Source organism: Streptomyces sp. NBC_00287 (genome assembly GCF_036173105.1).
In the GTDB taxonomy this organism is placed as follows: Bacteria; Actinomycetota; Actinomycetes; order Streptomycetales; family Streptomycetaceae; genus Streptomyces.
The window spans coordinates 6,962,574-6,977,954 of the sequence record NZ_CP108053.1; the positions used below are offsets into that span (position 1 = coordinate 6,962,574).

The window sequence follows — 15,381 nt, forward strand, 5'->3', positions numbered from 1 at the left end:
GGTTGTCCCCCGGGGGATGCAGCATCACGGAGCCTGGGATGGGGTACCGCTTCGAGCGGTAGTCCCCTGTCGGAGGGCGAGTTCCGCGAAGCGGTCGCCGATTCGGTGGTGCGTCGCCGCGTCCGGATGGAGTTCGTCGGGGAGCGGCAGCTCGGCGTAGTCCTGTTCGCCGTACAGGTCGCGGCCGTCGAGGTAGCGCAGGTTCGGGTCGTCCGTCGAGCGCTGTTCGACGATCCGGGACAGTTCCTCGCGGATCACCTTGAGCGTCAGTTTGCCGGTGGCCGCTTCCGCGGGGTCGCCGAGTGCCTGGAACTTCAGCTGTCCCGTGCTGAGTGCGGCGAGGTCGAAGGCGCCCGGGCCCGGCGTGTCCTCGTGGATGGGGCACAGGATGGGGGAGACGACCAGCAGCGGGGTGTCGGGGTGGCCGTCGCGGATGGTGTCCAGGAAGCCGTGGACGGCCGGAGTGAAGGCGCGCAGTCGCATCAGGTCGAGGTTCACCAGGTTGATGCCGATCTTGACGCTGATCAGGTCGGCCGGGGTGTCCCGAATCGCGCGGGCGGTGAAGGGGTCCAGCAGGGCGCTGCCGCCGAAGCCCAGGTTGATCAGGTCGACGCCGGCCAGCGCCGCGGCGTGGGCGGGCCAGATGCCGGTGGGGCTCGCCGCGTCGGAGCCGTGGCTGATGGAGCTGCCGTGGTGCAGCCATACCTTGCGGCCGCGTTCGGGCAGCGGCTCGACGGGGGCGTCGGTGCGCAGGTCCACGAGTTCGGTGGTCTCGTTGTGCGGCAGCCAGATCTCCACGTCCTTCTCCCGGGCGGGCAGTCCGGTGAAGCGCAGGGTGGCGACCGGGCCGGGGCGGTGCTCGGCGGTGCCGGTCGACATGTCGATGGTGAGGGTGTTGCCACCGGTCGCCACGAGCTGGGCGGTCAGGACGCCGTCGACGAGCAGGTCGTAGACGCCGTCCGGGCGGGGCGGGGCGCCGACGTACGCCCGCTTCGTGGGCAGTGTCTTCAGCGTCACGGCGGTGGCGCGGGTGCGGAAGGCCAGTCGTACGCCCGAGGGCTGGGACTCGACCATGGCGAGCTGTGGGTCGGCGTACTGGGCGCGGGCCCGGGCGGGCAGCCGGTGCGGGAGCAGACCGTGCTCGGTGCGCTCCAGGTCGAGGGCGCCGCGGACGAGGGCGGGGGTGAGGGGCGTGGAGTGCATGAGGGACCTTCAGGCTCGGGGCCAGTTGCGCAGGGTGGCGTCGAGGGCGTCCAGGATGCGGGCCCAGGACTCCTCGCTGTCGGGGGAGCTGTGGCTGAAGCCGCCCGCCAGTTCCAGGTCGACGTAGCCGTGGAAGACGCTGCCCAGGAGGCGGACGGCGTGGGTCTGGTCGGGCTCGGTCAGGTCGTAGCCGCGCAGGATCGCCCGGGTCATCTGGGCGTGCCGTACGCCCGCGCTCCTGGCCGCCGTCTCCGGGTCGAGGCGGAAGCGGGCCGCGGCATAGCGGCCGGGGTGGGCGCGGGCGTAGTCGCGGTAGACGTCGGCGAACGCGGTCAGCGCGTCCTTGCCGGCCCGGCCCGCCAGCGCGTCCGCGGCCCGGTCGGCGAGCTCCTCCAGGGCGAGCAGGGCGATCCGGGTCTTGAGCTCCTGGGAGTTCTTCAGATGCGAGTACAGGCTCGCGACCTTGACGTCGAACCGGCGGGCGAGCTCCGAGACGGTCACCCGGTCGAAGCCGACCTCGTCGGCGAGGTCCGCCCCGGCCCGGGTCAACAGCTCCGGGGTGAGTCCTGCGCGTACCATGACCGTCCCTTCATTTACCGAAAGCCAGTATGGGATTGCCTAAAGGCTTTAGGCAAGTCGAGAGCCGCTCACCGCTGGTTCGAGCCCGCTCCCCGCGGGTACGTAGGTGTCGGTGCACCCCGGTACGCTTCAGACATGAGTTCTGTTCCTCGTTCCGAGAAGCCGGTGGGCCGGTTCCGGCGCATGCTCGACCGGCTCTCCTCGTCGCAGGAGGACCTGGAGTCCGAGGAACTGCGCGAGGACGCCGAGACCGCCGGCTGCATCCGCATCGGTGACTGCCACGACCGACAGATAGTCACCGTTACTGGTACCTTGCGCACGGTCACTCTGCGGCCGCGTGCCGGAGTCCCGGCCCTGGAGGCCGAGCTGTTCGACGGCTCCGCCGCGCTGGACGTGGTGTGGCTCGGCAGACGCTCCATCGTGGGGATAGAGCCGGGGCGCAAGCTGATCGCATCGGGCCGGATCTCGATGAGCCGGGGCCGCCGGGTGCTGTTCAACCCGAAATACGAACTGAGACCGCTCGGACGGGAGTAGCCGGTGACGTCGCTCGACAAGCCGACCGAAGACACCACCGCAGAAGCTGAGCACGACTCCCGGGCAGTGACCCAGGACGCGTTGTTCGAGGCCTTCGGCGGCATGCGCGGCATGGTCGAGACGGTGCTGCCCGGACTGCTCTTCGTCACCATCTACACCATCAACAAGGACCTGCACCTGTCGGCGATCGCCGCCCTCGGTGTGTCCCTGCTGCTCGTCGCCGTCCGCCTGGTGATGAAGGACACCGTCAAGCACGCCTTCAGCGGTGTCTTCGGCGTCGCCTTCGGTGTCGTCTTCGCGATGATGACCGGCAACGCCAAGGACTTCTATCTGCCGGGCATGCTCTACACGCTGGGCCTGGGTCTGGCGTACATCATCACCACGCTGTGTGGTGTCCCGCTGATCGGACTGATCCTCGGCCCGGTGTTCAAGGAGAACCTCTCCTGGCGCAAGCGCAACCCGGGCCGCAAGAAGGCGTACGCCAAGGCCAGTTACGCCTGGGGCGCGATCCTGCTCGCCAAGTGCGCGATCCTCTTCCCGCTGTACTGGTGGGCGGACACCGAGCAGTTGGGCTGGGTCCTGGTCGCCCTGAAGATCCCGCCGTTCCTGCTGGCCGTCTGGCTGACGTGGGTCTTCCTCGCCAAGGCGCCCGCTCCGATCGACGTGTTCGCGGAGATGGAGGCGGCGGAGAAGGCCGAGAAGGAGCGCGAGGCCGCGGGGCGGTCCGCGCAGTAGTGACGACGACGAAGGGCGCCCTGGATTTCCCGGGGCGCCCTTCGTCGTCGTCACCCTTAGTCCGCCGTGCCCTCGCGGCGCACCGACAGCAGGTCCTCCAGCTGCTCCTCGCGGGCCTGGGCGGCCACGAACAGGAGCTCGTCGCCCGCTTCGAGGGAGTCGTCCCGGGTCGGGGTGAGGACCCGGGTGCCTCGGATGATCGTGACCAGCGAGGTGTCCTGCGGCCACTCGACGTCGCCGACCTGGGTGCCGGCCAGGGCCGACTCCTCGGGCAGGGTCAGCTCGACGAGGTTCGCGTCGCCGTGGCTGAAGCGGAGCAGGCGGACCAGGTCGCCGACGCTGACCGCCTCCTCGACCAGGGCGGACATCAGACGGGGAGTGGAGACGGCGACGTCGACGCCCCAGGACTCGTTGAAGAGCCACTCGTTCTTGGGGTTGTTGACGCGGGCGACGACGCGCGGGACGCCGTACTCCGTCTTCGCCAGCAGGGAGACGACCAGGTTCACCTTGTCGTCGCCGGTCGCGGCGATCACGACGTTGCAGCGCTGGAGCGCCGCCTCGTCCAGGGACGTGATCTCGCAGGCGTCGGCGAGCAGCCACTCCGCCTGCGGGACGCGCTCGACCGAGATGGCGGTCGGCGCCTTGTCGATCAGCAGGACCTCGTGGCCGTTCTCCAGCAGCTCGCCCGCGATCGAGCGGCCGACTGCGCCGGCACCGGCAATGGCGACCCTCATCAGTGACCGCCCTCCTCTTCGGGACCCTTGGCGAACGCCGCCTCGACCTTGTCGACCTCGTCGGCACGCATCATCACGTGCACCAGGTCGCCCTCCTGCAACACCGTCTGCGAGCTGGGCAGGATGGCCTCACCGAGGCGGGTCAGGAACGCCACGCGGACGCCCGTCTCCTCCTGGAGCTTGCTGATCTTGTGGCCCACCCAGGCTGCCGAGGTGTGCACCTCGGCGAGCTGGACGCCACCGGTGGGGTCGCGCCACAGCGGCTCGGCACCCGAGGGGAGCAGCCGGCGCAGCATCTGGTCGGCGGTCCAGCGGACGGTCGCCACGGTGGGAATGCCGAGACGCTGGTAGACCTCGGCGCGGCGGGGGTCGTAGATACGGGCCGCGACATTCTCCACACCGAACATCTCGCGGGCCACGCGCGCGGAGATGATGTTGGAGTTGTCGCCGCTGGAGACGGCGGCGAAGGCGCCGGCCTCTTCGATGCCCGCCTCGCGCAGGGTGTCCTGGTCGAAGCCGATACCGGTGACCCGGCGGCCACCGAAACCGGGGCCGAGTCGGCGGAAGGCGGTGGGGTCCTGATCGATCACAGCGACCGTGTGCCCCTGTTGTTCCAGGGTCTGGGCGAGAGCGGAACCCACTCTTCCGCAGCCCATGATGACGATGTGCACGACCGTCCTTCCAGGTGTCAAGAGATACTGCTCAGCGAGATCAGGGTCTCAGATCGACGCCCAAGCTACACACGCGCGGTAGGACGTCGGCACCCCTGTGCACGGTTGCCGTGAGTTCGGAACGATCAGCGGCGGCTGATGCTGCGGACGCTGGCGAGCGTCAGGATTCCGAGGCCGACGAGTGCGGCGGCGGCGCCGATCAGCTGGGCGGTGCTGTCCATGGGACCTCCGGAGGGCGGCAACGGCCGGGAAAACGGGCGGGTTTTGTCATATAGGCATGCCGATGCCGTGCGCTACGGAATCCGCAGCCGCGCCACCCCCGATTTCACCCGGAGAGCAGGGGCGATGGACAAGTGGGGTGGCGGGTGGGCGGCAGCCCGTTCGAACGCCTACGATCCTCTGTTGTGTCCAAACTGACCGACGTGCCCAAACGGATCCTGATCGGGCGCGCTCTGCGCAGTGATCGGCTGGGCGAAACGCTCCTGCCGAAGCGCATCGCACTCCCCGTGTTCGCTTCCGACCCGCTGTCCTCCGTGGCGTACGCGCCCGGCGAGGTGCTGCTGGTCCTGTCCATCGCGGGTGTGTCGGCGTACCACTTCAGCCCCTGGATCGCGGTCGCGGTCGTCGTCCTGATGTTCACGGTCGTCGCCTCCTACCGGCAGAACGTGCACGCCTACCCGAGCGGCGGCGGCGACTACGAGGTGGCCAACACCAACCTCGGCCCCAAGGCGGGCCTGACCGTGGCCAGCGCGCTGCTCGTGGACTACGTCCTCACCGTGGCCGTGTCCATCTCCTCCGGTGTGGAGAACCTCGGCTCGGCCGTGCCCTTCGTCGTCGAGAACAAGGTCCTGTGCGCGGTCGGCATCATCGTGCTGCTGACCCTGATGAACCTGCGCGGCGTGAAGGAGTCCGGCAGCCTCTTCGCGATCCCGACCTACGTCTTCGTCGCCGGCGTCTTCATCATGATCGCCTGGGGCGCGTTCCAGGGACTGGTCCTCGACGAGACCATGAAGTCGCCGACCGCCGACTTCGAGATCAAGGCCGAGCACGAGGGCCTGGCCGGATTCGCGCTGGTCTTCCTGCTGCTGCGCGCCTTCTCCTCCGGCTGTGCCGCGCTCACCGGTGTCGAGGCGATCAGCAACGGCGTCCCCGCCTTCCGCAAGCCCAAGTCGAAGAACGCGGCGACCACGCTCGCCCTCATGGGCTTCTTCGCGGTCACCATGTTCTGCGGCATCATCGGCCTCGCCATGGCCACCGATGTGCACATGGCGGAGAACCCGGCCAAGGACCTCATCAACGACGGCGTGGCCGTCGGCAGCGACTACGTCCAGGACCCGGTGATCTCGCAGGTCGCCGCCGCCGTCTTCGGCGACGGCACGTTCTTCTTCATCCTGCTCGCCGCCGCCACGGCCCTGGTCCTCTTCCTCGCCGCGAACACCGCGTACAACGGCTTCCCGTTGCTCGGGTCGATCCTCGCCCAGGACCGCTACCTGCCCCGCCAGCTGCACACCCGCGGCGACCGCCTCGCGTTCTCCAACGGCATCGTGCTCCTCGCCGGCGCGGCCGCCCTGCTGGTGTGGATCTACGGCGCCGACTCCACGCGTCTGATCCAGCTGTACATCGTCGGCGTGTTCGTCTCCTTCACGCTCAGCCAGACCGGCATGGTCCGCCATTGGAACCGCCACCTGCGCACCGAGAAGGACCCCGCCAAGCGGCGCCACATGATCCGCTCCCGCGCGATCAACACCTTCGGCGCCTTCTTCACCGGCCTGGTCCTGGTCGTCGTCCTCGTCACCAAGTTCACCCACGGCGCCTGGGTCGCCCTGCTCGGCATGGTGATCTTCTACGCGACCATGAGCGCGATCCGGAAGCACTACGACCGCGTCTCCGAGGAGATCGCCGCCCCCGAGGGCCCGAGCGACGACAGTGTCCGCCCCTCGCGCGTGCACTCCGTGGTCCTGGTCTCCAAGATCCACCGGCCCACGCTGCGCGCCCTCGCCTACGCCAAGCTGATGCGCACCGACACCCTGGAAGCGCTCAGCGTCAACGTCGACCCGGCCGAGACCAAGGCGCTCAAGGCCGAGTGGGAGCGGCGCGGCATCGACGTACCGCTGAAGGTCCTCGACTCGCCGTACCGCGAGATCACCCGGCCGATCATCGAGTACGTCAAGAATCTGCGCCGTGAGTCGCCGCGCGACGCCGTGTCCGTGATCATCCCCGAGTACGTCGTCGGCCACTGGTACGAGCACCTCCTGCACAACCAGAGCGCCCTGCGCCTGAAGGGCCGGCTGCTGTTCACGCCGGGTGTGATGGTGACGTCGGTGCCCTACCAGCTCCAGTCCTCCGAGGTCGCGAAGAAGCGGGCCCGCAAGCGGCAGGAGTGGAACGCGCCGGGTTCTGTGCGGCGTGGTCCCGCTCAGGAGCGGGCGAAGGAGTCCTCGAAACAGTCGTAGACTGGTGGGCTGTTGTCCGCCCCTCGTTCCTTACGCAACTGGAGTCACCCCGCCATGCAGGCAGAACCGAAGAAGTCGCTGGTGGGGGCCGAGTACGAGGTCGAGGTCGGGCCAGTCGCCCACGGTGGCCACTGCATCGCCCGCACCGATGAGGGCCAGGTGCTCTTCGTACGGCACGCGCTGCCCGGGGAGCGGGTCGTCGCCCGGGTCACCGAGGGCGAGGAGGGTGCCCGCTTCCTGCGCGCGGACGCGGTCGAGGTGCTCGACGCGTCCAAGGACCGCATCGAGGCGCCCTGTCCGTACGCCGGTCCCGGCCGCTGCGGCGGCTGCGACTGGCAGCATGCGAAGCCGGGGGCGCAGCGGCGGCTGAAGGGCGAGGTCGTCGCGGAACAGCTGCAGCGCCTTGCCGGGCTCACGCCCGAGGAGGCCGGCTGGGACGGCACGGTGATGCCCGCCGAGGGCGACAAGCTGCCGGCCGGGCAGGTGCCGCAGTGGCGTACACGGGTCCAGTACGCGGTGGACGCCGACGGGAACGCCGGTCTGCGCCGGCACCGCTCGCACGAGGTCGAGCCGATCGAGCACTGCATGATCGCGGCCGAGGGCGTGAGCGAGCTGGGCATCGAGGACCGTGACTGGTCAGGGATGGCATCCGTGGAGGCCATCGCGGCGACCGGTTCCCAGGACCGCATGGTGATCCTGGAGCCCAGGCCGGGCGCCCGGCTGCCCCTCGTCGAGCTCGACAAGCCCGTGTCCGTCATGCGGGTCGATGAGAAGGACGGCGGCATCCACCGCGTCCACGGCCGCGCCTTCGTGCGGGAGCGGGCCGACGGCCGTACGCACCGCGTGGGCAGCGGCGGCTTCTGGCAGGTCCACCCGATGGCCGCCGACACCCTCGTCAAGGCAGTCATGCAGGGCCTGCTGCCGCGCAAGGGCGAGATGGCGCTGGACCTGTACTGCGGCGTCGGCCTCTTCGCGGGGGCACTGGCGGACCGGCTGGGTGAGGCGGGCGCGGTGCTGGGCATCGAGTCCGGCAAGCGCGCGGTCGAGGACGCTCGCCACAACGTCGCGGACTTTCCCCGGGTGCGGATCGAGCAGGGCAAGGTCGAGGCGGTGTTGCCGCGGACGGGTATCACCGAGGTCGACCTGATCGTCCTGGACCCGCCGCGCGCGGGGGCGGGCCGCAAGACGGTGGAGCACCTGTCGTCCCTCGGGGCGCGACGCATCGCGTACGTGGCCTGTGACCCGGCGGCGTTGGCCCGGGATCTGGGGTACTTCCGGGATGGGGGGTATCGGGTGCGGACGTTGCGGGTGTTCGATCTCTTCCCGATGACGTCGCACGTGGAGTGCGTGGCTATTCTGGAGCCAGTTGACAAGGGCGTCTGACCTGCGGTTTTGTGGCCAGGGTAGAGGGCTCGACCTGTTTCACTCCGTCCAGCGGTTCCAGCGGACGGCGCCCCTCACAACCTTCCTGACCTGCGCATTCATGGGGGAGGCGCTGTATCGGAGGACGCAGTCAAGGTCTCGTCCGGAGATTCTTGACGCTCGCATGACGCTCGAAGCGGGAATCTCAACCTGCCGGACCTCTCCGGCCCGGGCCGCGCGGAAGGGTTCCATCGGCACGGGCAGGGACTCTGGTACGTGCGTCCCGCTTGGTCTCCCCAGCGGCGGTGCCAGGTGCCATCTCGGCCTTACGTTTCTTGCAGCCGAGAGCGCGGGGGGAATCGCTGCCCACAAGTTCGGGCGCGTCGACGGTCCGCTCGGATCGTCGGTGGGGCTCATGCTCACTGCCGCCGCGCACGCCGTGGGCTGGCCGGTAGCCGAAGGCGGCACGGAGTCCATCGCGCGCGCTGCTCGCCGAACTGGCGGCGTCCGGCGGGAAGGTGCTCACCGGAGTCCGCATCTCCTCGCTCGATCAGATCCGCGAGGTCGCGGGCACGGTCCCGGACGTTGTCATCCTCGACACCGCTCCCGCCGGGGCACTGCGGATCGTCGGCGACCGGTCCGCCGTGCGTTCAGCGGCTACACCTACGGGCCGGCGGCATTCAAGATCGATCTCGCCATCGAGGGCCACGTGCCCTGGACCAACCCGGCCTGCCGGCGCGCGGGCACCCTGCACCTCGGCGGTACGGCCGCCGAGATCGCCGCGGCAGAGGCGGCCACCACGCGAGGGAAGATGCCGAAGTGGCCGTTCGTGCTCGTCGGTCAGCAGTACCTCGTCGATCCGAGCCGTTCGACGTTGGCCGCGAACCCGCCCGCTCTACGCCTACGCCCACGTGCCGAACGGATACACCGGCGATGCCACGGAAGCCATCGTCGACCCCGATCTCCCGCATCGCTCCTGGCTTCCGCGACCAGGTCCTGGCTGTCGCCTCCCGCGGCCCGGCCGACCTGGAGGACTACAACCCCAACTACGTCGGCGGCGACATCAGCGCCGGCGCCAACACCGCACTCCAGATCCCCTTCCGGCCGCGTGCCACCCTGCACCCCTACAGCCTGGGGGTGCCCGGGATCTATCTCTGCTCCCCAGCGACTCCCCCCGGCGCCGGGGTACACGGCATGGACGGCTTCCACGCCGCCGAGAGCGCCTTGGAGCTCGTAACACGATCTTGTTGAGGTGTGCTGGTCGGGCGTGATCAGTACGACGATTCCGCCGTTCGTGGGGTGTGGGGAATCGGCCGTGGATCGTAGACGATGAACTGTGGGCGCTGATCGAGCCGTTGCTGCCGCCCTGGCCGTAGAAGGCTCCCGGCCCGAAGCCGGTCCATGACCGGCTGTGCCTGCAGGGCATCTTGTACGTGCTCTACAACGACGTCAGCTGGCAACTGCTGCCGCTGGAGCTGGGTTTCGGCTCGGGGCAGACCTGCTGGCGCCGACTCGGTTGGTGGCACGAGGCCGGTGTCTTCGACAAGCTGCACCGCCTCCTGCTCGCCGAGCTGCAAGCGGCCGACGAACTGGACTGGACCCGGGCCTGCGTGGATGCCTCCCACATCCGCGCGAAAAAGGGGGCGAGGCCACCGGCCCGTCACCGGTCGACCGCGGGAAGGCGGGCAGTAAGCACCATTTGATCTGCGACGGCAGAGGCACTCCGTTCAAGGTCATCACCACCGCGGCCAACGTCAACGACGTCACTCAGACGCTGGCCCTGGTCGACGCCATCCCACCCGCGGCCGGCAAACCCGGCCGACCGCGCAGGCGCCCCGACGCCCTGCTCGGCGACAAGGGGTACGACAGCAATCCCAATCGGCGTGAGCTGCGCGGCGCCGGATCCTGCCGGTGATCTCCCGCAAGGGTGCCCCGAACATCAAGGGCCTGGGCAAGCTCCGCTACGTCGTCGAGCAGACCTTTTCGCTCCTGCACCACTTCAAGCGGCTGGCCGTTCGCTGGGGAAGACGCCTCGACCTGCACGACGCCCTCGTTTCCCTGGCCTGTGGCCTCATCTGCTGGGGACGCCTCAAGAAGGCCCCCCTGATCGTGTTACGAGCTCTATGAGCTGTGTGGGCTGTTGATCGTGGATCGACGGCCTGCATTGTGTGAACGGCAGCACGTGCTTCTCGATCGGCTCGCGGCTGGTGAGGGGTGTCCCGCAGTTAGGGCTCGTGGGCGGCCCAGCACTTTCACGGAGGTCGCGGAGTTGTAGCCGCCATCAGTCCCACCTGAGGGAGTCACAGTTTCATCACGAGCCCTTTACTTTCTCTTGCGCTTCGTAAACGGTGTACTCCGTTCCGTCACGTGCGTTCGGCTATGGACAGCAACTCAGGGGTGGGGCTGTGAAGTTGAGAGGGCGTCGTCGTGCCGACGGCGAGGGTGGCAGATCCGGTCGGCGTCTGGTCGGCGCGATCACCGCGGGGGTGTTGCTTGCCGCTCTGCCCGTGCTGACCCCGCGTTCCGGTGCGACGGCGGCCGCTGACGAGGCGACGGCGGCCCTGTCCGAGGGGCAACAGGCTCTGGCGGAGGCTCAGCAGAGCGGTGAGCGGGTGGAGGTGACCGCGGAGCGCTCGGAGCGGACCACGGTCTATGCCAACCCAGATGGCTACACCTTCACCCTTGAGGAGTCGGTGGTCCCGGTACGGGTGGCCAAGCCGGGCGGTGGCTGGCAGGCGCCCGACGCGACGTTGGAGAGACGATCCGACGGTTCGGTGGGGCCGAAGGCCGCCGCCGTGCAGATGGCCTTCTCGGGCGGCGGAGACCGTTCGCCTCTCGCCAGGATCGACGATCAGGGCAGATCCCTGGAGCTCGAATGGCCGGGTGAGCTGCCTGCCCCGGCGCTCGACGGGGCCAGCGTTCTGTACGCCGATGTGCTGCCGGGCGTCGATCTGAAGGTGACCGCGACGCCCGAGAGTTTCCAGCCGGTGTTCGTGGTCAGGACTCCCGAGGCCGCGGCGAGCGAGGAGCTGAAGAAGCTCACCTTCGGGCTTGAGACCGAGGGCCTGGTCGTAAGCGAGGGCGCGGCTGGCAATCTTGCGGCCGTCGATATGGACGGACGTCGTGTCTTCAGGGCGCCGCCCGCGCGCATGTGGGACTCGGCCGGAGAGGCGGAGTCGGCTGCGGGGACGCAGACGCAACTCATGGCAGCGCAAGCGGTCGCCGTGGATGAGGCCGCGCCGTCCGACCCCTCGGAGACGGCCCCGTCAGGTTCGGGCCTGGAGCCCGGACAGGGCGATGCGGTGGCCCGTATGGACGTGGACGTCACCGAGGACTCTCTGACGGTCGTACCGGACGCGGAGATGATGTCGACGACCCCGGAGTCGGCCTTTCCGCTGTTCATCGATCCGACCGTGAGCTGGGGCGAGTCGGAGCGCACCCTGCTGCGTAGCGACGGTTATGAGTCGTACGGCTGGAGCAATGGTGAGGACGAGGTCGGCAAGGGGGCGGGCCGGCAAGTGCGGTACCTGGAACGGCTACTACTGCGGTCCGGGCTATGTGCAGCGGCTGTACTTCGAGTTCTCCGCGGCCAGCCTGAAGGGCAAGCGGGTGTTGGATGCTACGTTCCGCGTGACCGAGCCGTGGGCGTTCCAGTGCGACCCCCGCTGGGTTGACCTGGTCCGTACACGCAACATCTCGGACGCCACCACTTGGTCGTCCCGTCCGGAGCATCTGGACTTGATGGTGGACCGCAATGTGTCCGCCGGGCGTGGCTCGGCGTGCGACCCGGACTCGCCGGACGCGCCGATCGAGTTCAACGACAGCCCGGACGAGTCGAACGAGAACCTGACCCCCACGGTGCGGGACTTCGCTGCGGGTAAGTTCGACCGGCTCACACTGCTGATCAAGGCCAACGACGAGACCGACACCGCGGCGTGGAAGCGGTTCAAGAACGACGCGGTCCTTGCGGTGGACTTTGTCGGCCTGCCCGCTAAGAGGTCCTAACAGAAGCTGTTGATCATGTGACCTTCGGCTTGGATGGTCGTTGGTCTGGTCGTGGGAAAGCGACAGTCGCGGCCTTGGATCGTGTCGGATGAACTGTGGTCGCTCATCGAGCCGTTGCTGCCCGAGCCGGGGCCGAAGCTGGTGGAGGGCCGGCCGCGGGTACCGGACCGGCAGGCCTTGTGCGGGATCCTGTTCGTGCTGCACACCGGCATCCAATGGGAGTACCTCCCACAGGAGTTGGGCTTCGGCTCGGGCATGACGTGCTGGCGGCGGCTGGCCGCCTGGAACGAGGCCGGCGTGTGGGACGAACTGCACCTGATACTGCTGAAGAAGCTGCGGGTAGCGAAGAAGCTGGACTGGTCGCGGGCGGTGATCGACTCCTCCCACGTGCGGGCCGCTCGGCGCGGCCCAAAGCGGCCCCAGCCCGGTCGACCGCGCACGGCCGGGCAGCAAGCACCACGTCCTCACCGACGCCCAGGGCATCCCGCTCGCGGTGTCCCTGACCGGCGGAAACCGCAACGACGTCACGCAGTTGCTGCCCCTGCTGGACAAGGTCCCGGCCGTGGCCGGCGTCGTCGGCCGGCCCCGACGCAGACCCGATGCGCTCCTCGCCGACCGCGGCTACGACCACGACAAGTACCGCCGATTGCTCTGGGCCCGCGGCATCCGTCCGGTCATCGCCGAACGAGGACAGGAACACGGCAGCGGCCTGGGCATGTTCCGCTATGTGGTCGAGCGCACGATCGCCTGGCTGCACGGTTTCCGCCGCCTGCGGATCCGCTGGGAACGACGCGACGACATCCACGAAGCCTTCCTCGGCCTCGCCACCTGCCTCATCACCCACCGCCACGTCCAACGCCTTTGTTAGGACCTCTAAACCGACCGGTGTGGGGCTGAATGTCAACAGCAAGCCGGTGTGCGAGACCGACTCCTCGGATCCTCTGGTGGTGAGCCATCCGAGGCCGACGCTCATGGCGACGGCTCAGACGATGCCGGGCGGCGAGAAGGACGCGCAGCTGCGGGCGTACTTCGACATCGACCACAAGAGCGGCAGCAGTTGGGTGGACACTCCGGCGGGCAGCGGCGATCTGCGGCCCTCGACTGGTTATGTGGGCGACAACACGAAGCTGTCCATGCAGTGGGCACCGGACCTGACCGACGGCACTCTCTACCGGTACCGGGCGTGGGTGCGCTCCTACTACAACGGCGGAGCGGACCATCTGGCGGGCCCAGCCAGTGCCTCGACGACGGGGTGGTGTTACTTCAAGGTTGATCCGTCTCGGCCCAAGCCCCCGCAGATCGCGATCGGTAACCCGTACAGCGAGTGCACGTCCAACGCCTGCGCGGAAGCGGGCGGACCGGGGGTGAAGGCAACTTTCACCTTCAGCCCTGCCCCTGAGGACACCACCAACGTCGCCTACCAGTACAAGCTGTCCAAGGAAGCCGCCTGGTCTGCTGCCAAGTCGGGTTCGACGGTGTCGGTGGACATCACCCCTCAGAGTCCGGGACTGCACCAGCTGTATGTCCGGGCCAAGGACTCCATCACCTGGGGCGCTCAGAACGTGGTGGAGTTCAAGGTCGCGACAGGTGAGGATCCGGTCGCCCAGTGGCACTTCGACGAGGCGAGCGGAACGGCAGCAGACGCGGCTGTCGGGGACGGCGCGGATGACGCGAGCCTGGCCACAGGGGCGGTACGGCATCATTCCGGCCGCCGGGGCCTGCTCACGCATGACTCCCAGGGTTTGCCGCTGGAGCAGGCCGTCACAGATCAGGGACTGTTGCTGGACGGCACCAGCGCGGGCTACGCGTCCACTGCTGGTCCGGTTCTGGAGACCCGTTCGTCGTACACCGTCTCGGCCTGGGTGCGCGTGGATCCGTCAGTGACGAAGACGGTCACGGTACTCAGCCAAACCCCGACGAGCGCGAGCCCGTGGTCCCAGAAGTACAGCCCGTTCGCCATCTCCTACGGCAGCCGGTGGAGCATCCGCGCCTTCTCCACCGACGGTGCCTTCGTCCGGGAGGCCGCGTCGACGGTGGCCCATCCCAAGGGCGTGTGGACGCACGTGGCCGCCGTGCACGATGCGCAGGCCAAGAAGATTCGCCTCTACGTCAACGGCCAAATGGAGGCGTCCGTCGACGCCGGCACGTCCTGGTCGGCCGACGGAAGCATGCAGATCGGCCGGCTGATGTGGGCGGACAGCTACGTGGATCACTTCAAGGGAGTGATCGACGAAGTGACCGTGTGGCAGAACGCGCTGACCGACGAGCAGATCCTGGACGAGTCCCGGCTGAAGGTTGCCGAGAGCTACGCGGGCGTGGAACTGGTGGGCGGCTGGCTGGCCGACAAGGGCAGCGGTACCACGGTCGCCGACACCGTTTCGGGCTACGGCCGCACGATGACCCTGAGTGGCGGCGCATCGTTGAACGGCGAGGAGATCGTGCTGGACGGCGTGGACGACTCCGCCACGGTCGCAGGCCCGCTGGTGGACGGCACGGGCTCGTTCACGGTGACCGCACTGGCCGAACTGGACTCGGCGAGCCTGGTGTCCAAGGAGATCGGCTACAAGGGCCAGGTCGCGGGCCAGCGCACTGCTGACGGGTCCGCGTGGGGTCTGTGGTTCGAGCTGACGGACAAACAGACGGTGCTGGACCCGGAGACCTTGGTGGAGAAGACGGTGCCCGTCGGGTTCTGGCGCTTCGGCCGCCTCAACACCGATGGTTCGTTCAGCGCGGTGGCGTCCGACGAGGGCGCCCTGCTGGATGGCATGGTGCGGCTGACCGGTGTCTTCGACGCTCAGTCCGGCACGATCAACCTCTACTTGGGCGCTACGCAGAATGACGAGCCCCGTGCGTTCACCGCGAACGTCGGGTCGGGCGAGTTCGCTGTCGGCAGGGGTTTCACGGGTGGTGTGTGGCAGCACTACCTGCCGGGCCGGGTCGCAGAAGTCCGCGTGTGGGTCGGTGCGATGGCCAGTTCGGAACAGCTGGAGACGGCTGTGGGCGGCTGACGGGCAAAGAGTGAGGACGGCCTCAAATGGCCGTCCTCACCTGGGCCATGGCACGCATTGGCCCGCGATGACTTTGTGTACTTCTCTTCACGGGACT

General features: G+C 68.6%; 11 protein-coding genes and 2 pseudogenes. 9 read left to right on the forward strand and 4 right to left on the reverse strand.

The window, feature by feature from the left end; genetic code table 11:
* Positions 1 to 24 precede the first annotated feature (24 nt).
* On the reverse strand, positions 25 to 1,203 hold the full coding sequence (locus OHT76_RS31805) for a GDSL-type esterase/lipase family protein (RefSeq protein ID WP_328874282.1): 1,179 nt from the start codon (positions 1,201 to 1,203) through the stop codon (positions 25 to 27).
* Positions 1,204 to 1,212: 9 nt separating this feature from the next.
* Positions 1,213 to 1,782, reverse strand: a complete 570-nt coding sequence (locus tag OHT76_RS31810; RefSeq protein ID WP_328874283.1) for a TetR/AcrR family transcriptional regulator — start codon at positions 1,780 to 1,782, stop codon at positions 1,213 to 1,215.
* Between the two features lie 135 nt (positions 1,783 to 1,917).
* Between OHT76_RS31810 and OHT76_RS31815 the strand changes: the two genes are divergently transcribed.
* Entirely contained in the window at positions 1,918 to 2,316 is a 399-nt protein-coding gene (locus tag OHT76_RS31815) for an OB-fold nucleic acid binding domain-containing protein (protein WP_041819167.1), read from the forward strand.
* Between the two features lie 3 nt (positions 2,317 to 2,319).
* A complete protein-coding gene (locus tag OHT76_RS31820; protein ID WP_328874284.1) occupies positions 2,320 to 3,051 on the forward strand; it encodes a DUF3159 domain-containing protein in 732 nt (243 codons plus the stop codon).
* Between the two features lie 56 nt (positions 3,052 to 3,107).
* Here the strand turns inward: OHT76_RS31820 and OHT76_RS31825 are convergent, their stop codons facing one another.
* Positions 3,108 to 3,785 (reverse strand): potassium channel family protein, encoded by a 678-nt coding sequence (locus tag OHT76_RS31825; RefSeq protein ID WP_328874285.1) that lies wholly within the window; start codon positions 3,783 to 3,785, stop codon positions 3,108 to 3,110.
* A complete protein-coding gene (locus OHT76_RS31830; RefSeq protein WP_328874286.1) occupies positions 3,785 to 4,456 on the reverse strand; it encodes a potassium channel family protein in 672 nt (223 codons plus the stop codon). Before OHT76_RS31830 ends, OHT76_RS31825 begins: the two co-directional genes overlap by 1 nt.
* Before the next feature lie 404 nt (positions 4,457 to 4,860).
* On the opposite strand from OHT76_RS31830, the gene OHT76_RS31835 reads away from it, so the two are divergent.
* From OHT76_RS31835 to OHT76_RS31865, 7 genes and pseudogenes are all read left to right on the forward strand, one after another.
* Positions 4,861 to 6,909, forward strand: a complete 2,049-nt coding sequence (locus OHT76_RS31835; protein WP_328874287.1) for an APC family permease — start codon at positions 4,861 to 4,863, stop codon at positions 6,907 to 6,909.
* Between the two features lie 54 nt (positions 6,910 to 6,963).
* Positions 6,964 to 8,292: a class I SAM-dependent RNA methyltransferase gene (locus OHT76_RS31840; protein WP_328874288.1), complete on the forward strand. Its 1,329-nt coding sequence runs from the start codon at positions 6,964 to 6,966 to the stop codon at positions 8,290 to 8,292.
* 912 nt (positions 8,293 to 9,204) lie between these two features.
* Positions 9,205 to 9,522 (forward strand): hypothetical protein, encoded by a 318-nt coding sequence (locus OHT76_RS31845; protein ID WP_328874289.1) that lies wholly within the window; start codon positions 9,205 to 9,207, stop codon positions 9,520 to 9,522.
* A 50-nt stretch (positions 9,523 to 9,572) separates the two neighbouring features.
* Positions 9,573 to 10,398 (forward strand): annotated as a pseudogene (locus OHT76_RS31850) (IS5 family transposase).
* 335 nt (positions 10,399 to 10,733) lie between these two features.
* Positions 10,734 to 12,267 (forward strand): annotated as a pseudogene (locus OHT76_RS31855) (LamG domain protein jellyroll fold domain protein); the annotation flags it as partial.
* A gap of 42 nt (positions 12,268 to 12,309) precedes the next feature.
* A protein-coding gene (locus OHT76_RS31860) for an IS5 family transposase (protein ID WP_443049679.1) occupies positions 12,310 to 13,144 on the forward strand; the annotation gives its coding sequence in 2 pieces (ribosomal slippage) (positions 12,310 to 12,692 and positions 12,691 to 13,144; 837 coding nt in all).
* A gap of 19 nt (positions 13,145 to 13,163) precedes the next feature.
* Entirely contained in the window at positions 13,164 to 15,284 is a 2,121-nt protein-coding gene (locus OHT76_RS31865) for a LamG domain-containing protein (RefSeq protein ID WP_328874290.1), read from the forward strand.
* Positions 15,285 to 15,381 lie beyond the last annotated feature (97 nt).